Below are 21930 nucleotides of genomic sequence, written 5' to 3'. Positions count from 1 at the left end.
CCGGGTTATTTTTCGGAAGGGGGCTTGGGCCTTTGGTTGTGGCGCTTATAGCCGGCGAGGGGGACCTGCCGGTGGAGATAGCGCGGCGTCTCACCGACCTGGGTGAGCCGCCGGTGATCTATTCGTTCCGGGAGAAGGCGGGGGGCATATCCAAGTACGCCTTGGAGGTGGTGTCCCTGCACCGGTTGGACCTGGGGGGCACGTTGATGGACATGGCCTCCAGGGGGGTTCAGCGGGTCTACATGGCGGGTGTGGTGCCCAAGACGCTGCTATACCAGCCCGCCATGCTGGATCAGCGGGTGAAGGACCTGGTGGAGGGGCTGAGGGACCGGGACGATCACAGCCTACTAGGGGCGGTGGTGAGGGCCTTCGAGGAGGCGGGGATGGAGGTGAGGTCCTACCGGGACCTCATCCTGGACCTGATGGCCCCCCTGGGGCACGTGGCGGGGCCTGAGCCGTTCCCGTGGCAGCTGTCGGACGTGGAGTACGGGGTCTCCGTGGCCCGCAGGATAGTGGGGCTCTCCTTTGGCCAGACGGTGGTGGTGCATAGGCGGAGCGTGGTGGCGGTGGAGGCCATGGAGGGCACTGACGCCACCCTCCTTAGGGCGGGCTCCCTCTGCCGGGGGGGCACGGTGGTGAAGATGATGAGGGCGGACCAGGACGAGAGGTACGACATCCCCACCGTGGGACCCCACACGCTGAAGCGGATGGCCAGCGCGTCGCTCAAGTGTCTGGCGGTGGAGGCGGGGCGGACCATCATCCTGGAGCCCCAGGTCTTCGTCCCCATGGCCCAGTCGGAGGGCATATGCGTCCTGGGGGTGTCCGGTTGTCCGTCTTCGTGAGTTGTGGGGAGGCCTCGGGGGACCGCTACCTGGGGGATCTGGCGTTCCGCCTCTCCCGGCGGGGCTTCCGCCTGTGGGGCATGGGGGGTCCCAGGTGCAGGGAGGCGGGGGTGGAGACCCGGTGGGACATGGGGGAGCTCCAGGTGATGGGGTTCACCGAGGCCCTTGGGGCCCTGGGGAGGCTCATCCGCCTCCGGGACCGGATCGCCCTTGAGGTGGCCCGGGCCAACCCCTCCTGCGTGGTGCTGACCGACAGCCCGGACTTCCACCTGCCCCTGGCCCGGCGGATCCGGCGGGAGGGTTACCGGGGGCCCATGGTTAGCCTGGTGCCCCCGGCGGTGTGGGCCTGGCGCTCCGGCAGGGTCAGGCACCTCAGGGAGCTCTTCGACCTGTGCCTTCCCCTGTTCCCCTTCGAGCACCGGTTCCTGCAGGATCACCGCTGCCGGTCCGCCTTCGTGGGTCATCCGCTCCTGGACCGGATATCCCAGGCGGAGCTGGATCCCTCCTGCCGTACGGTGGCCTTCATGCCCGGAAGCCGTGGGGGGGAGGTGAGGCGTCACCTTCCGCCCTTCGCCCGGGCGGCGGAGCTCCTCAAGGGGGAGGGGTATCGGCCGGTCTTCTCCGTGGCGTCCTCCCTAGGGGAGGACGTGGCCCGGTGGATGGGGGACCTGTTGGGCCCATTGGGGGTGGAGGTGAGCCGGGAGGACGGGGTTTCCCTCCTGGCCCGCTCGGTTGGGGCGGTGATGGCCAGCGGCACCGTGTCGCTGGAGGCCATGTTGGTGGGCCGTCCAGGTGTGGTGGCCTACAGGACGTCGTGGTTGTCCATGGCCCTGGCCCGGCTCCTGGTGAGGTCCCCCCATTGTGCCCTGCCCAACATCCTCCTGGGCAGGGAGCTCTACCCGGAGCTACTGCAGGGGGCGGTGAGAGGGGACCTGTTGGGCCGCAGGATCCTGGGGGTGTTGCGGCAGGTGGAGGACCCGGAGGGGCTCCGCGGGTGGCTTTCCGCCTTTCGGGAGGGGCGGACCCTGCTTGGGAGGGCCGGGGCCTTGGACCTCTGGGAGGAGGTAGTTTCGGAGATGGCGTCCCGATGAAGCGTTGGATGGGTGATTTGGGGGGCGGGGTGTATGGGCGGCTCCTTGGGTTCCTGAGGCCTCACCGGGGCAGGCTAATGCTTGGCGTGGCCTGCATGGTGCTGGCCTCGGTGCTGGGGGTGATACCCCCGTGGCTCATAAAGAACCTGGTGGACAAGGTCCTGATAGACAGGAACCGGGGTCTGCTTGGGCTCATCATCGGTGGCATAGTGGGGATCTACGCCCTGAAGGGGTTCTTCTACTACTGGCAGACCTATCTCATGACCTGGGTGGGGCAACGGGTGCTCTTCGATCTTAGGCTGGCCCTGTACCGGAAGGTGCAGCGGTTGCCGTTGGGGTACCTGTACTCCAAGAGGACCGGGGAGTTGCTGTCCCGGATAACCGGTGACGTGGCGTTCCTTCAGGACCTGGTCTCCTCCGTGCTGGTGGACCTGGTGGTCCAGGGGGTCACCTTCGTGGCCATAGTGGGGTTCCTTTTGACTTTGAACTGGAGGCTGACGTTGGCCACCTTCGTGATCCTTCCCATGGCGGCATTGGTGATCGGGTTCACTACCGCCAGGATGAGGCAGGTGGGCCACGCCATCCAAGAGCGCCTGGCCCGGGTGTCCGCCTCCGCCCAGGAGGCCTTGGGGGCCATGAAGGTGGTGAGGGCCTTCGCCACCGAGGAGATGGAGTACCGTAGGTTCGCGGAGGAGAACCGGTCCCACTTCGGGGCCCTGATGAGGGGCACCCAGCTCCGGGGTTTGCTGGAGGGGGTAGTGGAGCTGATCCTCATGGCCGCCATGGGGTTCATCATATGGCTTGGGGGCAGTCACGTGGTGAGGGGGGACATAACCGCCGGTCAGCTCATGGCGTTCCTCACCTATCTGGGGCTGATGGTGCAGCCCATAAGGGTCTTGAGCCGGGTCTTCGGCCGGGTACAGCAGGCCCTTGCGGCGGCGGAGCGGGTCTTCGAGGTGCTGGACCAGCCGGAGGAGGCCCCCTCGTCGGGGATGTTGCGGCCGCCGGTCATCCGCGGCCGGGTGGACTTTGAGGGGGTCTGGTTCCGGTACGGGGAGGACCTTCCCTGGGTGCTTCGGGGGGTGGATCTCACCGTGTCCCCCGGGGAGAGGGTTGCGTTGGTCGGGTCCACCGGGGCGGGGAAGTCCACGTTGGCGGACCTGATCCCCCGGTTTTTCGACCCGGTCCGGGGCAGGGTTTTGATAGACCGGGTGGACGTGAGGGAGCTGGATCCCCGGTATCTGAGGCGTCGGGTCGGGGTGGTGCTCCAGGATCCGGTGCTGATGAAGGGCAGCTTCGCCTTCAACATAGCCTATGGGTTTGAGGGGGCCACCATGGATCAGATCCGTCAGGCGGCCCACCTGGCGGGGATCGGGGACTTCATAGAGTCCCTCCCGGATGGTTACCAGACCGAGATAGGGGAGCGGGGGGTGACCTTGAGCGGTGGCCAGAGGCAGCGGGTGGCCATAGCCCGGGCCATCATAAGGGATCCGGCCATACTGATCCTGGACGAGGCCACCTCCTCGCTGGACGCGGAGGTGGAGCGAACCATCCAGGAGTCGTTGGAGCGGGTCATGGAGGGGAGGACGTCCTTCATCCTGGCCCATAGGCTCTCCACGGTGCGCCGGGCGGACCGGATCCTGGTGCTTCACCAGGGGGTCATCGTGGAGCAGGGGACCCACCGGGAGCTCATGGCCCTGGACGGGCGGTACGCGTCGCTGGTGAGGGCCCAGTTCGGTCATGGGGCTTCTTGACAGCTACCTGAGGCACATATCCCGCGGGGGCCCCTCCCCCTGGTGGCTGCTGTCGCCGTTGCACCTGGTGTCCAAGTGGTGGGTGCTGGGGCGGAACTTCATGTACGATCACGGCCTACTCTGCGCCACCGAGGGGCCCCTGCCGGTGGTGAGCGTGGGGAACCTGACCCTTGGAGGAACCAACAAGACCCCCATGGTGGAGGCCCTCTGCAGGTTGGTGTTCTCCCTGGGCTTGAGGCCCGGGGTGGTGAGCCGGGGCTACAGCGGAGCTGGAGGGTGTGAGCCCCTGGTGGTGCCCCCCGATGGGGAGCGGAGGATCTACGGGGACGAGCCCCTCATGTTGGCCCGGAAGCTCCGGGGCACGCCGGTGGTGGTCTCCCGGGACAGGGTGGCGGGGGTGAGGCTTTTGAGGTCCCTGGGGGTTCAGGTGGCGGTGGCGGACGACTGCTTCCAGCACCGTCAGCTGGCCCGGGACGCGGATCTGGTGTTGGTGGATGCCACCTGTCCCTTCGGCAACGGGCTCATGTTCCCCGCGGGGATGCTTCGGGAGCCGGTGAAGTCCTTGAGGAGGGCGGATCTGGTGATAATAACCAAGGCGGACCAGGTGGGTGCTCAGGAGCTGGAGGGGCTTGAGGCGGAGATCCGCCGGCACGTGAGGCCGGACCGGATCTTCAGGTCCTCCCTGCTGGTGGACGGCTGGTCCGGAGGCGACCCCCGGGGGCCGGTGCTGGCCTTCTGCGCCATAGGCAACCCAATGAGCTTCCTTGGGCTCCTCGAGGGGCGGGGGGTTCAGGTGGCCTCCTTCCGGCCCTTCAGGGACCATCACCGGTTCGGTCCCGGTGACCTGATGGCCCTGGAGGATGAGGCGGAGAGGCTAGGGGCCCGGTGGCTGGTGTGCACCGAGAAGGACCTGATGAACCTGCCCGGGGGGTACCATTTCAGGCTTCCCCTTTCGGTGCTTCGGGTCCGGGTGGGGATCGAGGACGAGCCCCGATTCCTTCGGGAGCTGGCGGAGGTGTTGGCACCCCGGTTCGTGGTGGCCTCCAACGGTCACGGGGAGGACGCCATTGGAGCGGTGCTCTGTGGTCGCCTCAAGGCCAGGTTCCCCGCCGCACGGGTGGAGGCCTTCCCCCTGGTGGGGGAGGGGGTGGAGTACCGGGAGGGGGGCTTTCCGGTGTCCTCCCCGGTCTTGAGCATGCCCAGCGGTGGGCTGGTCAAGTACGGCTGGCGGTACCTTCTGGAGGATCTGCGGAGCGGGCTGGCGGCTCAGCTGATCCGCCAGCTGGCGGCCTGGAGGGGGGCTCCCCGGAGGACCCCCTTGTGCGTGGGGGATGTGTACCTCTTCCTTCACGCCCTGTGGGGCCGGGGGATGAGGCCTTTGCTTTTGGCCACCGCCAAGACGGTGTACCTGTCCGGTCACTGGCGTATCGAGGGGTTCCTCCTGAGGCACCGGGCCCTGGCGGTGTGGACAAGGGACCGGGAGACCCGGGAGGAGTTGGCATCGAGGGGTGTGGATGCCCGGTTCGACGGGAACCCCATAATGGACCTGGCGGATGTGGGGGGGGTGGACCCTTGGGAGGGCTCCTCTGGCCACCGGGTGTTGGTCCTTCCCGGGAGCCGTTCCGGGTACCTGAAGGACCTTCCGGTGATAGCCCGGGCGTGTCTGGAGCTTGGGGGCAGGCTTGGCTGTTCGTTCCTGTGGGTCCCCGCCTTGAGCCTGGACGTGTCCGGTCCCCTGGGGGAGCTTGGTCTCCCGGTTGGGGATGGGTGGTCGCCCCTGGTGGGGGATAGCCTGTTCCGGGTGTGCAGGTGCGGCGTTGGGGTTGCCGCCCTGGGGGCCCAGGTGGTTTTGGGCCTCGGGGGTACCGCGAACCAGATCTGCGCCGGGCTTGGGGTGCCGGTTGTGTCGTTGGACAGCCTGGGGAAGCGGGTCCAGAAGAGGCTTCTGGGGGACAGTGAGGAGCTCTGTCCCCGGGACCCGGTGGCCCTGGCGGATTGCCTGGAGCGGATATTGTCCGATCCGGACCTTAGGCACCGGATGGGGCAGGAGGGATCGAGACGCATGGGGCCTCGGGGGGCTCTGGACCGGGTGGTGGATTTTGCCGCCCGGGAGTTGGGTTGGGATTTGCTGTGCCTTCTCTGGGAGAGATTGGACATGGTGTCCCGGGGGTTTTGGGATCCTGGCGAAGTGAGGGGAGGAGTTTTCGATGGCAGGAGTTTTGGCGGTGATACCCGCCAGGTATGGCAGCACCAGGCTTCGGGCCAAGGCGCTGATGAGGATAGGGGGCAGGACGCTGGTTGAGCGGGTGTTGGCGGGGGTCGTTGGATCCCCGGTGGATCGGGTGATAGTGGCCACCGATCACGAGGAGATAGCCCGGGTGGTCCGGTCCGCCGGCGGGGAGGCCTGGATGACCCCTCCGGAGTTGCCCTCCGGAACCGACCGGGTGGCCTACGTGGCCAGGCAGCTTCCGGAGTATCACCTGGTGTTGAACGTCCAGGGGGACGATCCGCTGGTGGGGCCCGACATGATAGGCTCCCTGGTGGAGGCCCTGGAGGGGGATCCGTCCTGTCAGTTGGCGGTGTTGGCCAAGAGGATCGAGCGGGAGGAGGAGGTGTCCTCCCCCAGCGTGGTGAAGATGGTGTTTGATCTCAACATGAGGGCCCTCTACTTCAGCCGGTCCCCCATACCCTATCCGAGGAACCGGAACGACCGGTGGTACAAGCACATAGGCCCCTACGCCTACCGGCGTTCTTTGCTCATGGAGTTCGCCTCCTGGGAGGTTACGCCCCTGGAGAGGGTGGAGAGCCTGGAGATGCTCCGGGTGTTGGAGATGGGCCGGTCCATAAAGTGCGTCATAACCGAGCGGGACACCATAGAGATCGACACCGAGGAGGACGTTAGGGCCCTGGAGGAATACCTTAGGGACAGGGGGGAGCTCGATTGATCGGTTTCGAGGAGAGCGGGGTCAGCTTCGGTGCTGGGCGGCTTGCGGTGATAGCCGGGCCCTGTGCCCTGGAGGGGCTGGACCACGCGCTGATGATAGGGGAGGCGTGTCTTAGGGTCTGTGAGGACCTTGGGGTGGGCTACGTCTTCAAGGGGTCCTTCGACAAGGCTAACCGGACCTCCAAGGACAGCTTCCGGGGGCCCGGGATGGAGGAGGGGCTCCGGATCCTCTCGGAGGTTCACCGGCGCCTTGGGGTCCCGGTGCTGACCGACGTTCACGAGACCCATCAGGTGGGGGCGGTGGCGGAGGCGGTGCAGATCCTTCAGATCCCCGCGTTCCTGTGTCGTCAGACGGACCTGGTGCTGGCCGCCGCCGCCACCGGCCGGGTGTTGAACGTGAAGAAGGCCCAGTTCCTGGCCCCTGAGGACATGGCGTCGGTGGTGGACAAGTGCAGGTCCGTGGGGAACCGGCGGGTGTTGCTCTGCGAGAGGGGTAGCGTGTTCGGTTACAGGCAGCTGGTGGTGGACTTCCGGTCCTTCCCCATCATGAGGGGGTTGGGGTGTCCCGTGGTGTTCGACGCCACCCACAGCGTCCAGTCCATGGGGGGGCTTGGGGGCAGGAGCGGTGGGGACAGGCGGTTCGTCCGGCCCCTGCTCAGGTGTGCCGCCTCCCTTGGGGTGGACGCCCTGTTTCTGGAGGTCCATCAGGACCCGGACTCGGCCCCCAGCGACGGTCCCAACATGGTGCCCCTTCGGCTCTTCCGGCGTCTCCTGGAGGAGGCGAAGGGGATCTGGGACCGGGCCATGGAGGACGGCTTCGCCTGCTTGGATTGGGTTGATTGGCCATGATGTTGCCCTACGAGCGGGACCTTTCGAGGGTGGGGGACCTGGAGCTGTTGGAGGTGGGGCTTCAGGTGATCCGGCAGGAGGCCCGGGCGTTGGAGGATGGGGCATCGAGGATGGGGCTCGAGCTGGTCAGGGCCGCCAGGATGGTGGCCTCCTGTTCCGGCCGGGTGGTGGTCTGTGGCCTTGGGAAGTCGGGGCTCATAGGCCGCAAGATCGCCGCCACATTGGCGTCCCTGGGTTGTCCCGCCTTCTTTCTGCACGCTGCTGAGGGATCTCACGGGGACCTGGGGATGGTGTGCCGGGACGACGTGGGGCTCTTCCTCAGCAACAGCGGCACCACCCGGGAGGTTTTGGAGATGGTGCCCTTCTTTCGCCGGATAGGCTGTCCTGTGATAGCCCTAACGGGGCGTAGGGACTCCCCCCTTGGGCTGTCGGCGGACGTGGTGTTGGACTGTTCGGTGGGTCGGGAGGCGGATCCGTTGGGGATCGCCCCCACCAGCAGCACCACCCTTCAGCTGGCGGTGGGGGACGCCCTGGCGGGGATGGTGACCCGGCTGTTGGGCCTTCGGGTGGAGGACTTCGCCCTTTTCCACCCCGGGGGTGCACTGGGGAGGAGGTTGCTCCTGCGCCTGGAGGACGTGATGGCCGTTGGGGACCGGGTGCCCCGGGTCAGCCGGGACGCGTCGGTCAAGGAGGCCCTCTTCGCCATCACCGACAAGGGTTACGGGGCGGTGGCGGTGGAGGGGCCCTCGGGGGAGCTGGTGGGTATCTTCACCGACGGGGACCTGAGGCGCCTCATGGAGAGGGAGGGGGTAGGGTCCCTGGAGAGGCCCGTTGGGGAGGTGATGACCCGGAACCCCAAGGTGATGGGCCGGGACAAGCTGGCGGCGGAGGCCCTCAAGCTCATGGAGGAGATGGAGATATCGGTGGTTTTGGTGGTTGATGGTGCCCGGGTGGAGGGGATAGTTCACCTGCATGACCTCCTGAAGGCGGGGGTGGCTTGAGGTTGGGCCCCATCTCCCGCTGGGCGGTGTCGTCCCTGGTGAGCTCCGCTTTCGGCCTTCTTTCCCGGAGGCTGGCGGGGCGCTACAGCCGGGTGGAGGAGCGGCGGGGGCGGGTTCCCCGTTTGGGGGGTCCGGTGGTGTGGCTTCACGGGGTCTCCGTGGGGGAGGTCCAGGCCGCGTCGCCGGTGGTTAGCGCCCTGAGGCACATGGGGTTCGCCGGGTCCCTGGCGTTGAGCTCCATCACCGAGACGGGTCTTAGGGTGGCATCGTCGGTGCCGGGGGTGGACCTGGTGGTGGCCTACCCGTGGGACCGGGTGGGCTTCGTCAGGCGCTTCCTGGATGGGTTGGACCCCAGGGTTTACGTGGTGATGGAGACCGAGCTCTGGCCGGTGATGATATGGGAGGCCCGGCGGAGGGGAGTTCGGCTGGTGTTGGCCAACGGCCGGGTGTCGGACCGCTCCTACCGGCGGATGAGGGCCCTCGGGTGGCTCTACCGGGACCTTCTGGGCTGTTTCGACTCGGTCTTCCCCAGGACTGGTTTGGACCGGGAGCGGTTCCTGGAGCTTGGGGTGCCGGAGGGGGTCTTGGGTCCCGTTGGGGACGTGAAGGTGGATGCGGTGCTCAGTCGCCGGGGGACGGAGGACCTGTCGGGCTACGCCTTTCGGGGGGATCTGTTCGTGGCGGGGAGCACTCATCCTGGGGAGGATCGGGAGGTGCTGGTGGCCTACCGGATGGCCCGGGGGGTGGTGGGGGGTCTCAAGCTGGCGCTGGTGCCCCGGCATCCTGAGAGGGCGTCCGAGTGTCTTGAGCTCTGCTCCCGGGAGGGGTTGCGAGCGGTGCGGTTCTCCGAGGACCCGGGCCTTGCGGGACTAGCCGGCGGGGTCGACGTGGTGGTGGTGGACCGGGTGGGGGTGCTCTTCGGCCTGTACGGCCTGGCCCGGGTGGCCTTCGTGGGGGGGAGTCTTGTGCCCAAGGGGGGGCAGAACCCCCTGGAGCCCGCCTGCTGGTCCGTGCCGGTGTTATTCGGTCCCCACATGGAGGACTTCGCGGAGGTTAGGGACCGGATGGTCCGCGGGGGCTGCGGGTTCCCGGTGGCCTCCGGGGAGGACATGGGGGCTAAGTTAATTCAAATACTAACTTCTGGGTGTAAAATTGATCCTTGTGGTCTGTTGGATGGGTTGTCCGGCGCGTCCCGTAGGGTTGCGGACCGGGTGTTGTCCCTCCTTGACGAGGGGTGCAGATAAGAGGTGGTGTTGAGAGATGTTCGATGCTAGGGTAGCGGGCAGGATGAGGTTTGGCTGTGGCGTTTCCGCCTCGGTTGGAGAGGTGGTGAGGTCCCTGGGGGCGGATCGGGCGGTTTTGGTCACCGATTCCACCATGGAGTCCTTGGGTGTGGCGGACCGGATCTGTTCGTACCTTGAGGGGGCTGGGGTTGAGCCCTTCGTGTTCGCCGGGGTGGAGCCCGAGCCTTCGGTGGAGACCACCGATGCGGTGGCGGAGCTGGCCCGGGAGCACGACTGTCAGGCGGTGGTGGGGCTAGGTGGAGGGAGCTGTCTTGACGTGGCCAAGGCGGTGAGCGTCCTCATAACCAACGAGGGTAGTGCCGCCCGTTATCAGGGTCTTGGGCTGGTGAGGAACCCAGGGGTTCCCAAGGTGATGATCCCCACCACCGCGGGCACCGGTTCGGAGGTGACCTTCACTGCGGTGTTGATCCGGAAGAGCGACGGTTTCAAGGGGGGCATAAACGACGAGAAGCTCTTCCCGGACGTGAGCCTTTTGGATCCGGAGCTCACGGTCACCATGCCCCCGGCGGTGACCGCCAGCACCGGGATGGACGCGCTGGTGCACGCCCTGGAGGCCTTCAGCGGCAGGAGCGCCAGTCCCTTCAGCGACATGTTCGCCCGGGAGGCGATGCGGCTCATCGGCTCCAGCATCCGCACCGCCACATGGAATGGCCGGGATTTGAGGGCCAGGAGCGACATGCTGCTTGGGTCCTACTACGGCGGGGTAGCGCTGGCCAATGCGGGGGTTGGTGCCTGTCACTCGTTGGCCTACCCTCTTGGGGGCATGTTTGGGGTGGGGCACGGTTGTGCCAACGCGCTTCTGATCCCCTACGTGGCCAGACACAACGCGGTGGCCTGTGTTGATCGTTACGCGGAGGCCTACGGCCTCTTGGGTGGCGCATCCGACGGCTGGCCCCGGCGGGAGGCGGCCTTCGCCCTGGCGGAGCTGCTGGAGGAGCTGGTGATGGACCTTGAGTTGCCTTGCAGGCTCTCGGAGCTCAAGGCGGGCATAGAGGAGAGGCACTTCGATGAGATGGCGGACCGGGCCATGGCGGTGGCCCGTCCCATGGAGAACAACCCGAGGGTGATGGACAAGAGGGCCTGTGTGGCCATTTACAAGGAGGCGTACTAGGATGCCGGGATTTGAGCTCTTCGATCAGAGGGAGATAGACGCGGTGGCGGACGTGCTCCGCCGGAGGATAGTTCATCGTTACTCCTTCCAGGGGGTCAGGAACGACATATACAAGGTGGAGGAGTTCGAGGGGGCCTGCGCCAGGAAGTTCGGCGCCCGTCACGCCCTGGGGGTCTCCTCCGGGAGCGCGGCCCTCTACGTGGCGCTGAAGGCCTGCGGCATAGGGCCCGGGGACGAGGTGATCACCACCCCCTTCACGTTCATAGCCAGCGTGGAGGCCATCCTGGAGTGCGGCGCCATCCCGGTGCTGGGGGAGATAGACGAGAGCCTGAACCTGGATCCCAACTGCGTGGAGGACCTGGTGAGCGAGCGGACGAGGGCGGTGATGCCGGTCCACATGTTCGGCGCCTCCGCGGACATGGACGCCTTCAAGCGGGTGTGTGACGACTACGGCCTCATGCTCTTCGAGGACGCTTGTCAGGCCATGGGGGCCACCTACAAGGGGCGCTACTGCGGGTCCATGGGGCTGTGGGGCACCTTCAGCCTGGATCCCTACAAGATAGTCACCGTGGGTGAGGGGGGCATGGTGCTCACCTCCGACCAGGAGCTGTATCACCGGATGGAGTACTACCACGACCACGGTCACGTGCACGACAAGTCCATCGACCGGGGGGCGGAGAGGAAGGCGTGCCTCGGGTTCAACTTCCGGATGAGCGAGATCCAGGGGGCCCTGGGGCTGGTGGGGCTGGATAAGCTTGACACCGCCATCGGGATGCTTAGGTCCACCCGGGACCGGGTGTTGTCGGAGGTTAGGGATCTTGGGCTGAAGACCCGGGTGTTGCCCGATCCGGAGGGGGAGCTGGCCACCCAGATCGTTTTCCTGCTGCCCGACGGGGAGTCCGCCCGCCGGTTCCAGCGGGCCGCCAAGGAGGCGGGCTTCGGTTGCGGGATCCTGAGCGACAACACATGGCACTACGCCCGTCACTGGGACACCCTGAGGGACGGCAAGGTCTACTCCCGGGTCCGGTGTCCCTACGACTGTCATCATGCGGACCACGTGCCCTCCTACCGGCCGGTGGAGTGGCCGGTTACTCACTCGATCCTGGAGCGTGCCGCGGTCTTTGGGCTGGACATAGTGATGGACGACGCCCGGGTGGAGGCCCTGATCGGCGCCATCCGGGCGGGGGCCAAGGCCCTTTAGGTTCCAGGACGGACCGGAGGTACCATGGGGCTCACTGCCAGGCTCCTCATCCTGAGCGACGGGGTGGCGGGTCACGTCAACCAGAGCCGGGGGATCGCCCTGTGGTTGGGCCGGGCCCTGGCGGATAGGGACATATCCTTGAGGGTGGAGGAGCGGGAGGTGCCGCGTCTTGGGGGGGTGTCTCTCGCCAGGGCCCGGCTCTCCTCCCTGTTCCTTCGGTCCGGTGGTCGCCGCAGGTCCCGGGAGTGGCTGGGGGCCTTCGGCGGGGAGCTTTACCGGGCCTTCGGCGGCAACCCGGTCCTGGGTGGCCGGGTGGTGGTCCTGTCCGCCGGGAGCCGCTGTGCCCCTTACAATCTGGCTCTGGGGGTCCTTCTGGGGGCGGTGAGCGTGACCGTCATGACCCCGTCGTTGCTCGGGTTGGACCCCTTCGACTACGCCATAGTGCCCGAGCACGATCATCCCCCCCGGCGGAGCAACGTGTTCCCCACCCTCGGGGCACCCAACTCGGTGGACCCCGGGGCGTTGGAGGCGGAGGGCAGGGCCCTTGGGGACCTGTTCCCCCCCCGGTCGGTGAGGCGCTGGGGGCTGCTGGTGGGTGGTGACGACCGGAACTACCGGGTTACCCCCCGGTGGATAAGGCGGGAGGTGGGGGTTCTGCTCCGTCGGGCGGAGGCCTTCGGGGCGGACCTTTACGTCACCACCTCCCGGCGGACCTCCCGGGAGGCTGAGGAGGAGCTGGGGCGGCTCCTCAAGGGTAGCGGGGCGGTGAGGATGTACCTTCCCGCCGGGCGGTGTTCCGGCAACCCGGTGCCGGGGATGCTGGGGCTGTGCACCCGGATCTTCTGCACCGAGGACTCGGTGTCCATGGTGTCCGAGGCGGCCACCGCGGGGCACCGGGTGGTGCTCATGCGGGTGGAGCGTCCCGGGGGGCTGAGGCAGGGTCTCTCCAGGCTGAGCCGCCGGGCCGCCGCGGCGGGGCTGGCCCCCGGTGGGGCGGTCTTCGGCTCCAGCCGGTTCGACGAGCTCTTCTCCGCCCTGAGGCGGGAGGGGCGTATCGAGGAGTGGGGGTTGTGGAAGCGGGAGATGCCCATGGTTGACGGTCAGGGTCGTCCGGTGATACCCGAGGATCCTGGCCGCGTATGGGGTTTTAACGAGGCGAGGAGGTCGGCGGAGTGGCTGGCGGGAAAGCTTGTCTTCCGGTGGGGTGTTTGATGGGCTCGTCTGAGTCGGATAGGTGCATTAAGGGGTTTCAGTTGTCTTTCCTGTCAGCCTTTGTGGCAACCCCTCTCGGGCCGGTGGCCAGGTACCTTTTTTTCCTCATCGCCCTGGCCTTCATGATCAAGGGGCGCCTATGGAGGGGTATCGGTAGCGGGATCCCCAGGTACGTGGGGTGGTCTGTGCGGGGCCTTTTGGTGATGGGGGTCCTGTCGGAGATGGCCAACTTCATCGGGTTTGATGAGGCGGTGAAGGGGTACAGCCTGATCCTGGAGGCGGTGTTGGGGGCTTTCATGGGCTTGGTTTACATGTCGAGGCCAGGTGTGGGGGCCTTGCGCCGCTTTCGCTTCGCTTGCCTTTTGGCCCTGCTTATAGTTTCTGTTGGTGCGGTGGCTTACGTTGCTGGGGTTGGGCCGTGGATTGGCCTTTTTGATTACAAGGGTATGGTCTACTACGGGACTTTGGGACAGATGTTGATGCCCATGTTCCTTGCTGAGGCTGTCATGGCCCGGAACATGATGGACGGGGCCCTTGACCTGGTCCTGGTTGTGGTTTGCGGCCTCTGTGCGGTGTTATCCCGCAGCAGCGCCGCCATGCTGGGGGCCCTTTTCGGCTGTGGGATGGTGGTCCTGTCTGTCCTCTTTATGGGCAGGGGGAGGATCAGGGCCAGGCTCCTCTTGCTGTTGGGGGGGATCTCTTTCATGTTGATCTCGGGGGTGGTCTTGTTCCCTTCCGCCCGGTCAGCGGTGTTTCGGGAGTTCACCCAGCTTTCCGCCCTGAAGCGGTGGGATATGAAGGCTTTTACCACCCACAGGAGCACCATATGGGCCATTTCCTGGGATCTGCTCAAGCAGAGGCCCCTTTGGGGCTGGGGGTTGGGCAGGTTTGACCGGGTGTATGTCATGTGCAGGGATGTGGAGAGCTTAGGGGCGTGGAGATCGGCCAACCCCACCGGGGGGCCAAGTCATGCGCACAGTGACCCGTTGGATCTGGCGGTCTCGGTGGGTTTCTCCGGATTTCTGTTCTACGGGGGGATCGTTCTAGGAATTTTGCGGATGTGCTTTGGGGCGGTTCGCCGGTATGGTCTCAGGCATCCCCTGGCATTGGGTGTCCTGGGGGCCATGGGTGGGCTTGTCCTTTCCGGGTGGGCATCGGGGCTCATCGTATCGGGTCGGAGCACCAGCGGCATGTTCGCCTGGGCCTTGGCGGGGATTGCGGCGGGACTTCACTGCAGGGTTGGCCGGCGGGCTTTGGGGTGAATTCCGATTTGGCTGTTGATGACAAGGAGGGTGATGATATTGAGTTTTCGCGGTTTTGCGTCGGTCTTTGGTTTAATTTTCGTTCTGGGGTCAGGGGAGTGCATGGCGTCGGAGGTTGCTCCCCCCGTGTCGGTGGACGTCCCGGTTTCCGCCCCCGTTTCAATCCCTGGTGCCTCTTCGGATGTGACCTTGGAGTCTAAGGAGGCGCCCAAGGAGAAGGAGGCGCCCAAGGAGGAGGTTCGGGGCATGACCGCCCAGGAGGTCTTCAAGGATGTGGAGTTCCTGAAGCGGGAGGAGGTCTACGTGACCCCCTCCTGGCTTGCGGCGAACCTTGGCAGGGTGGTGGTGCTGGACGCCCGGGCCCAGGCGCTGTACCTGAAGGGTCACGTGCCCGGGGCGGTGAACGCCGAGTGGACCCATTTTGTTCGGTTGGGTGGGCGTCCTGGGGACAGCGGCTGGGGGGTCCGGCTTCCCATGCCGGAGCTGGCCCGGCGGCTTGGTGCCCTTGGGGTTGATGGGGAGAGGACCGTGGTGGTCTACGGGGATCTTGGGGGCTGGGGGCAGGAGGGTTTCCTGTTCTGGGTCATGAGGAGCTACGGGATCAGGAAGGTGAAGATCCTGGAGGGGGGGTACACCGGCTGGCTGAGCTCCGGCGGTCGGCGGGACCTGGTGCCTCACCGGGGCAAGGGGGGCAGGATGCCCCGGCTTTCCGACAAGGACGACACCCGGTGGAACGTGGACATCAAGTGGCTTTCTGAGAACCTGGACAAGGTCAAGGTGATAGACGTGAGGACCCAGCCGGAGTACGAGGGTGCCCGGTTCTTCCAGGAGCGGCGGGGTGGCCGGATACCCGGGGCTTTGCACCTTCCGTTCGACAGCCTCTTCACCAAGGAGGGGGCGTTGAAGGGTCAGGATGAGATCCGGGCCCTGATGGAGGGTCTTGGGGTCTCTCCCCAGGACGTGGTGATCGTTTACGACACCGCGGGGGTCAGGGGGGCCTACGCTTGCGTGGCGCTCAGGATGAGCGGCTACTACGCCAGGAACGTGGACGAGGGTTTCCAGCGTTGGGCGGGGATGCCGGACCTTCCGGTCTCCACCGGTCGGCCGTAGTAGGTCATTTGGCGGATGAATTTTCGGGGCGGGCCCATCCCGCCCCTTGTCATTTTCGGGGGGTTCATGTATAGTACCCGGTGAGGACCATGACATAGCTTGGAGCTTCGCTGTGACCCCTGAGGGCGGGAAAGGAGGTGTGGATGCCCCCAAGCCATAAAGGGCGAGCGGAGTTTCGGGGGCCTTTGGGTCCGGGACGGCTTGTGGGATCCGCCTTGAGTGCAAGGGAACTAGGGTTCTTGCGGATGGGCTTTCCCCCGGGTCTTCGCCGGTTCCGAGGTCTAAAATACAGACTCAAGGGGGTAACAAGACAATGAAGAAGAGCTTTGTGCTTTTCGCGGCGGCCCTTCTCGTGGCCTTCGCTGCGCCGGCCTTCGCGGCCAACCCGTTCATGGACGTTCCCATGAACCACTGGGCTTACGATGCGGTGAGCCAGCTGGCCTCCAAGGGGGTCATCTCCGGCTATCCCGACGGTTCCTACAAGGGCGGTCAGCCCGCCACCCGTTACGAGATGGCGTCCATAGTTGCCCGGGCGCTTGCCAAGGTGGACCTTGACAAGGCCAGCAAGCAGGACGTGGAGATGCTGAAGAAGCTGGTTGTGGAGTTCAAGGACGAGCTAGACGCCCTGGGTGTGAAGGTTGACAAGCTGGACAGCCGGGTGGCGGTGCTCGAGAAGGACCTGGGGGGCTGGAGCCTCGCCGGTGAGTTCCGCTTCGACGCCAAGTTCGCCAACGAGGACAACACCAAGTACGACTTTGACGGCAAGAACGAGTTCTCCCTGAACCGTTACCGCATCTGGATCAAGAAGCGGATCAACGAGACCACCACCTTCACCTCCAGGCTCGGTTACAAGCACGACAGCCAGGGCTACGACAGCGCCAAGTGGGACTACTACTACGTGACCACCAAGCTGCCCTACGACATCACCATGACCGCTGGTCTGCAGAACATCGACTGGGAGGACGAGAGGGGCCTCTATGTGGACAACGAGGCCTTCGTGGGCGACTGGACCCTCAAGGGCTTCCGGTTCCAGAAGAGCTTCGGGATGGTGGACTTCGATGCCTTCGTGAGCCACTGGGACGATGGCATCGATTCCGTGGACGAGTACTTCATGTACGGCGCCCGGATGGACTTCAACTTCAACGAGCAGTTCCGCCTGGGCGTCATGGGGGTCTGGAGGAGCTACGACTACGCGGAGGGCTCTAGGACCGCTAGCCCCGATGTCGACAACACCTACGGGGCCGATATGGAGTTCAAGTTCAACCCCTCCGTGTCCCTGAAGGGCGCCTACTACAAGCAGAACCTGTGGGGTACCGTGTCTAACGACTCCCCGGTGGCCTACAAGGTCATCCTGGACGTGAAGCAGGACCTGCTCAAGTTCACCAGCCTGTGGCTCGAGTACGCAAAGATCGACGATTCCTTCGTGATGACCGGCGACAGGGACTCCAGTGCCTACAGCAACTATGGTGCCGAGGTCCTGGCGAACCGTGGTGCAGCAGCTAGCAGCAACGACGATACCACCGTGTTCTTCGCCCGCGCCGAGCAGAAGTGGAACGACAAGTGGTCCACCTTCCAGCGCTATCTGACCGCCGATGTGTCCGGCGCCGGTGTGGACGACACCAAGAACTACACCTTCGGGGTGGCCTACCAGTACAACCCGGCGGTTAAGTTCGAGCTGGTCTACGACAAGATCGACTACGGCACCGACAACCCCAGCGGTTTCTCCGGGGACGACAACCTGGTTCGGTTCCGGACCCACGTGGTGTTCTAAGCGCAACCCTGAAGGACGCGGGGGATATCCCCCGCGTCCTTTCTTTTTTGCCCCCCGGGTGATACCATACCCCCCGGAGGTGGTCCCCCATGTCCAGTCCGCTTCTCTTGGCCCTCCGCAGGCTGGAGGCCCTGGACCTTCAACCCTCCCACCGGGAGGTGCTGGAGGAGGTGCGCTCCAGGCTCTCCCGGGGCCGACTCTACGTGGCGGCGGTGGGGGAGTTCAAGCGGGGCAAGTCCACCCTGCTCAACGCCCTGGTGGGATCCTTGGTGCTCCCCACCGGCGCTCTACCCCTCACCAACGTGATAACCCTCCTGGAGCACGGGGAACCGGGCCTAACGGTCACCTTCCGGGACGGCTCCACCCGGGACCTGCCAATCGATCAGCTCCAGTCCTTCGTCTCCGAGGACCTGAACCCGGGCAACCGCCTCCAGGTCCGCTGGGCCCTGGTCAGGTGCCCCTCCCCCTTCCTCCAGGGGGGCCTGGTCCTGGTGGACACCCCGGGCTTCGAGAGCCTCCACTCCTCCCAGACCCAGGAGGCCCGGGAGTACCTCCCCCGCATAGACCTGGCCCTGTTCGCCCTCTCGGTGGACTCCCCCATGTCCGCCAGGGAGATGGCGCTGCTCAAGGACCTGTCATCCACCGTCCCGGAGGTCATCCTGGTGCTCAACAAGATCGACTTCCTCTCCCGGGATGAGCTGGACCGGATGATCCGCTACCTATCCTCCGCGGTGGAGCGGGAGCTCTCCCGCCCCTTGCCGGTCTTCCCCGTCTCCGCCCGGCTCAGCCACCAGGACCCGTTCGCCTGGGGCCTTGCGGCCCTGAGGGAGCACCTGTCCTCCACCCTCAAGTCCCAGGGGACCCGGATCCAGCTCTCCGCCAACGAAAGGCGCCTGCTCTCCGTGGTGGGCTCCATCTCCGCCTCCGCCTCGGTGGAGCTGGACTCCCTGAGACAGCCGGTCCAGGTCCTGAAGGACCGGATAGACCGGTTCCTGTCCGGCGTGGAGGAGCTTCGGCTGCGCAGGTCCGACGCGGAGGCGCTGGTCATGAAGGACGTGGACTCCCTGGTGGCCCGGATGGACCGGGAGCTAGATCGCCTGAGGCGGGATCTCCCGGATCTGGTGGTCCAACGCCTCCAGGACCAGGCCCGCCGGATATCCGCCTCCTCCCGGGGGGACATGGCCCGGGCGGCGGAGGAGGCCATGGACCTAAAGTCCGCCGCCCAGGACCGGCTGGAGGAGCGGGGCCGGGAGCTGACCCACCTCCTCCGGCAGCTTGAGGAGATAGAGCGGGAGATATCCCCCCGGGACTAGCCCAGGGAGAGCAGCTCCCGGTAGCGGGGGTAGGGCCACAGATCCCAGGGACAGGCCTCCTCCGCCCGGTCCACCGCCTCCCGGATCCGGTTCATCACCTCCACGCACTCCTCCGAGGCCCGGCAGGCCTCGAAGAGGTCCGGCTGGGCCTTGAGGTCCTCCATGGAGCCCTCGAGGCCCCTCACCCCATCCCGGACCGCCTCCAGGTCCCCCAGCAGGGCCTCCAGCGGGTCCCCCTTGGGGGAGAGCCCAGCGGCCCTGAACGCACTAAGGGCCTCCGCCTCCAGGGCGGCGCTGCGCTTGAGGGCGGGCAGTACCCCCTCCAGCAGCATGGACCTCATGACCCCCATCTCTATCCGGGTCCACTTCACGTGCTGTTCCAGCCGGGTCTGGCAGAAGGTCTCGCACTCCCCGGGAGACATGACCTTCAGGGAGCTCAAAAGCTCCACGTTCTCCCGGGCTATCAGCCGGGACAGGGCCTCGGTGGGTCCCTTGGCCACCAGAAGCCCCCTCCTCCGAGCCTCCGCCTCCCACTCGGGGCTGTAGCAGTTCCCCTCGAAGATGACCCCCCGGGCCACCCGGACCGCCTCCCTCACCGCCTCCAGCGCCGCGTCCTTGGGCTCCATGCCGGAGGCGATCCTGGCCTCCATCCGGTCCCCTATCCAGTCCAGCCCCCTGGCCCAGATGGCGGCCAGCATGGTGAGGGGCCCCGCGATGGACTGGGACGAGCCCGGGGAGCGGAACTCAAGCTTGTTCCCCGTGAAGGCTATGGGGGCGGTCCGGTTCCGGTCCGTGTTGTCCGCTCGGATGGATGGTAGCCGATTGAGCCCCAGGTCCATGGGACGCCTGCCCCCGATCTGGTCGATCTCCTCGTCTATCCGGTCCAGCACCCGGGTTATCACCTCCCCCAGGTAGATGCTCATGATCACCGGCGGCGCCTCGTGCCCTCCCAGGCGATGGGTGTTCCCAGGACACGCGGTGGCGGCCCTGAGAAGCCCCCCGTGCTCCCAGAGCCCCAGCACGAAGGCCGCCAGGTACGTGAGGAACTGCACGTTCCGGCGGGGGTTCGACGAGGGGGAGAGCAGGTTCCGCCCCTCGCTGTCCACCAGGGAGAAGTTCACGTGCTTGCCGCTGCCGTTCAGGTTGGCGAAGGGCTTCTCGTGGAGGAGCAGCCTCAGCCCGTGCCTGTGGGCCAGCCGCCGCATGGTGAGCATCATCACCTGGTTCTGGTCGCACGCCAGGTTGGCCTCGCAGTGCTGGGGGGCGAACTCGAACTGACAGGGGGCCACCTCGTTGTGCCGGGTCTTCACCGCCACCCCCAGCCGCAGCAGCTCCTCCTCCACCTCCTCCATGTACCCCAGCGCCCGGTGGTGGATGGACCCGAAGTAGTGGTCCTCCATCTGCTGGCCCTTGGGGGGCTCCGCCCCTATCAGGGTCCGTCCACAGTGGAGGATGTCCGGCCGCCTCCTGGCCCGGTCGGAGTCGATGAGGAAGAACTCCTGCTCCGCCCCGCAGGTCATCTTTATCCACCGGACCCCCCGGTTGCCGAACAGGCGGGATATCCTTAAGGCCCGCCCCTCCAGGGCGCTCAGGGCCCGAAGGAGCGGGGTCTTCATGTCCAGCGGCGTCCCGTCGAAGGCGATGAAAACCGACGGCACGCATAGGGTGCCCCCCCGCTCGCTCCGCACCACGAAGGCGGGGCTGGAGGGATCCCAGGCGGTGTACCCCCGGGCCTCGAAGGTGGACCTGACGCTCCCGCAGGGGAAGCTGGATGCGTCCGGCTCCCCCTGGATCAGCTCGAAGGCGCTGAAGGACTCCAGCGGGGTCCCGTCCCCGTCCACGGTGAGGAACGCCATGTGCTTCTCCGCGGTCATCTCGTTCCGGGGATGGAACCAGTGGGCGTAGTGGGTGGCCCCCCGAGACACCGCCCACTCCTTCATGGCGGAGGCTATGACCCCCGCGATGGCCTCGTCCAGCTTGCCGGTCCCCTCCATCACCTCCAGGAGCCGGGCGTACACCTCCCGGGGAAGCCGCTCCCTCATGGCCCGCCGGTCGAAGACGTCGCATCCGAACACGCATGTAGGCCTATCTCCCATAACTACCACCTCTCATCCCAAAAATATGGCTAGTTGTAGCATGATGTTTGATATCATGCAAGTCTAACGAGCGATTTAATCGATTGTGATCTGGAGCCCACTGGGCTTGAAGGGCCGCCATGGGTGGTGCAAAATCGAATGGAGCAGAGGGAGGTGATGAATTGGACGTGCGGATCGGTCTTTGCGCCCTGAAGGACCTGAAGGGCCGGGACAGGCGGGCCCCCCTGGAGGCCCCCTTCGGGGCCCTGGAGGTGGGGTCCACCTTTTACGCCCTGCCCAGGGCGGAGGCGGTCTTCCGGATCTCCGTGTCGGTCCCCAAGGGCTTCCTACTGGGGGTCAAGGCCTTCGGCCTCTTCACCCACCACCCGGTGAGGTCCCAGGCCCTGCCCGCCTGGGCCAGGCCCCAGGGGGCGGATCGGGTGCTCCGCCACATGGTTCCCCCCAGGGTCCGCCGGAGGCTCTATGCCGCCTTCCTGGAGGCGCTGGAGCCCCTCCGGTCCTCCGGAAAGCTGGGGTACCTGCTCTTCCAGTTCCCCCCATCCTTCGAGCCCTCCGGGGAGGCGCTGGACTACCTCTCCGCCATCCGGGAGCTCTCCCCCGGCTGGCCCCTGGCGGTGGAGCTGAGGAACCCCCGGTGGTTCGCCTCGGGCCCACTGGAGGGGCTGCTTGAGACCGCCCGGGATCAGAACCTGGCCCTGGTTGGAGCCGATCTTTCCCCCCATGGGGCCATGCCCTGGCACCTCACCGCCACCTGGGGTGCCATAGCCCGCCTCCACGGGAGGGGCACCGGCGGTGGACCCTTCCCCACCCCGGAGGAGCGGGGGAACTACGTGTACCCCGCCCAGGAGCTGAGGCCTTGGAGGGACCTGGCGCTGCGGCACGCCCAGCGGGTGCCCCGGGTCTTCGTCATGTTCAACAACTGCGTGGGGGGTAGCGCCCTCAAGTCCGCCCTGGCCATGGCGGGCCTCCTGGGACTGGGGGAGGGTACCCCATCCCAGACCCGGCTGGGGCTGTGAGGGGACCCCTTCCCTTCAGCCCCGGTGGGTATGATGCTAAAATGAAGGCCATC

At 66.3% G+C, this 21930-nt stretch carries 17 protein-coding genes; 16 read left to right on the top strand and 1 reads right to left on the bottom strand.

Features of this window, described 5'->3' with window-relative positions; genetic code table 11:
* Positions 1-32: 32 nt before the first annotated feature.
* The 15 genes from TACI_RS06620 (at position 33) to TACI_RS06550 (ending at position 18765) form a co-directional block, all read left to right on the top strand.
* A complete protein-coding gene (locus tag TACI_RS06620) occupies positions 33-842 on the top strand; it encodes an LpxI family protein (RefSeq protein ID WP_012870029.1) in 810 nt (269 codons plus the stop codon).
* Entirely contained in the window at positions 827-1933 is a 1107-nt protein-coding gene (gene lpxB / locus TACI_RS06615; RefSeq protein ID WP_012870028.1) for a lipid-A-disaccharide synthase, read from the top strand. Before TACI_RS06620 ends, lpxB begins: the two co-directional genes overlap by 16 nt.
* The gene (locus TACI_RS06610; protein WP_012870027.1) at positions 1930-3687 is read left to right on the top strand and encodes an ABC transporter ATP-binding protein; all 1758 of its coding nucleotides are present in this window, start codon (positions 1930-1932) and stop codon (positions 3685-3687) included. The genes lpxB and TACI_RS06610 overlap by 4 nt, the downstream gene beginning before the upstream one ends.
* Entirely contained in the window at positions 3674-5989 is a 2316-nt protein-coding gene (lpxK, locus tag TACI_RS06605; protein ID WP_012870026.1) for a tetraacyldisaccharide 4'-kinase, read from the top strand. Before TACI_RS06610 ends, lpxK begins: the two co-directional genes overlap by 14 nt.
* Positions 5895-6632 carry a 3-deoxy-manno-octulosonate cytidylyltransferase gene (gene kdsB, locus TACI_RS06600; RefSeq protein ID WP_012870025.1) on the top strand — a complete coding sequence of 246 codons (738 nt, stop codon included), beginning with the start codon at positions 5895-5897 and terminating at the stop codon, positions 6630-6632. Before lpxK ends, kdsB begins: the two co-directional genes overlap by 95 nt.
* Complete coding sequence (gene kdsA, locus TACI_RS06595; RefSeq protein WP_012870024.1) at positions 6629-7480, top strand: 3-deoxy-8-phosphooctulonate synthase; 852 nt, start codon at positions 6629-6631, stop codon at positions 7478-7480. The genes kdsB and kdsA overlap by 4 nt, the downstream gene beginning before the upstream one ends.
* Positions 7477-8481: a KpsF/GutQ family sugar-phosphate isomerase gene (locus tag TACI_RS06590; protein ID WP_012870023.1), complete on the top strand. Its 1005-nt coding sequence runs from the start codon at positions 7477-7479 to the stop codon at positions 8479-8481. The genes kdsA and TACI_RS06590 overlap by 4 nt, the downstream gene beginning before the upstream one ends.
* A 2-nt stretch (positions 8482-8483) precedes the next feature.
* Positions 8484-9725 carry a 3-deoxy-D-manno-octulosonic acid transferase gene (locus tag TACI_RS09440; protein ID WP_164925189.1) on the top strand — a complete coding sequence of 414 codons (1242 nt, stop codon included), beginning with the start codon at positions 8484-8486 and terminating at the stop codon, positions 9723-9725.
* Between the two features lie 16 nt (positions 9726-9741).
* Positions 9742-10896, top strand: a complete 1155-nt coding sequence (locus tag TACI_RS06580; RefSeq protein ID WP_012870021.1) for an iron-containing alcohol dehydrogenase — start codon at positions 9742-9744, stop codon at positions 10894-10896.
* Position 10897: 1 nt separating this feature from the next.
* The gene (locus TACI_RS06575; RefSeq protein ID WP_012870020.1) at positions 10898-12097 is read left to right on the top strand and encodes a DegT/DnrJ/EryC1/StrS family aminotransferase; all 1200 of its coding nucleotides are present in this window, start codon (positions 10898-10900) and stop codon (positions 12095-12097) included.
* A gap of 24 nt (positions 12098-12121) precedes the next feature.
* The gene (locus TACI_RS06570) at positions 12122-13309 is read left to right on the top strand and encodes a mitochondrial fission ELM1 family protein (protein WP_012870019.1); all 1188 of its coding nucleotides are present in this window, start codon (positions 12122-12124) and stop codon (positions 13307-13309) included.
* A 62-nt stretch (positions 13310-13371) separates the two neighbouring features.
* Entirely contained in the window at positions 13372-14571 is a 1200-nt protein-coding gene (locus TACI_RS06565) for an O-antigen ligase family protein (RefSeq protein WP_164925188.1), read from the top strand.
* Between the two features lie 132 nt (positions 14572-14703).
* Positions 14704-15681, top strand: coding sequence for a sulfurtransferase (locus tag TACI_RS06560; protein WP_242601085.1), 978 nt, complete (start codon positions 14704-14706; stop codon positions 15679-15681).
* A gap of 313 nt (positions 15682-15994) precedes the next feature.
* The gene (locus TACI_RS06555) at positions 15995-17452 is read left to right on the top strand and encodes an S-layer homology domain-containing protein (RefSeq protein ID WP_012870016.1); all 1458 of its coding nucleotides are present in this window, start codon (positions 15995-15997) and stop codon (positions 17450-17452) included.
* Positions 17453-17541: 89 nt separating this feature from the next.
* Entirely contained in the window at positions 17542-18765 is a 1224-nt protein-coding gene (locus tag TACI_RS06550; RefSeq protein ID WP_012870015.1) for a dynamin family protein, read from the top strand.
* Here the strand turns inward: TACI_RS06550 and TACI_RS06545 are convergent.
* A complete protein-coding gene (locus TACI_RS06545; protein ID WP_012870014.1) occupies positions 18762-20861 on the bottom strand; it encodes a glutamine synthetase III domain-containing protein in 2100 nt (699 codons plus the stop codon). The genes TACI_RS06550 and TACI_RS06545 overlap by 4 nt on opposite strands.
* 167 nt (positions 20862-21028) lie before the next feature.
* Here TACI_RS06545 and TACI_RS06540 point away from each other — a divergent pair, with 167 nt between their 5' ends.
* Positions 21029-21877 carry a DUF72 domain-containing protein gene (locus TACI_RS06540; protein ID WP_242601200.1) on the top strand — a complete coding sequence of 283 codons (849 nt, stop codon included), beginning with the start codon at positions 21029-21031 and terminating at the stop codon, positions 21875-21877.
* Positions 21878-21930 lie beyond the last annotated feature (53 nt).

Source organism: Thermanaerovibrio acidaminovorans DSM 6589, assembly GCF_000024905.1.
GTDB classification, from domain to species: Bacteria; Synergistota; Synergistia; order Synergistales; family Synergistaceae; genus Thermanaerovibrio; species Thermanaerovibrio acidaminovorans.
The sequence above is the reverse complement of the archived record's forward strand: the minus strand, read 5'-3'. Positions and strand labels throughout refer to the sequence as shown.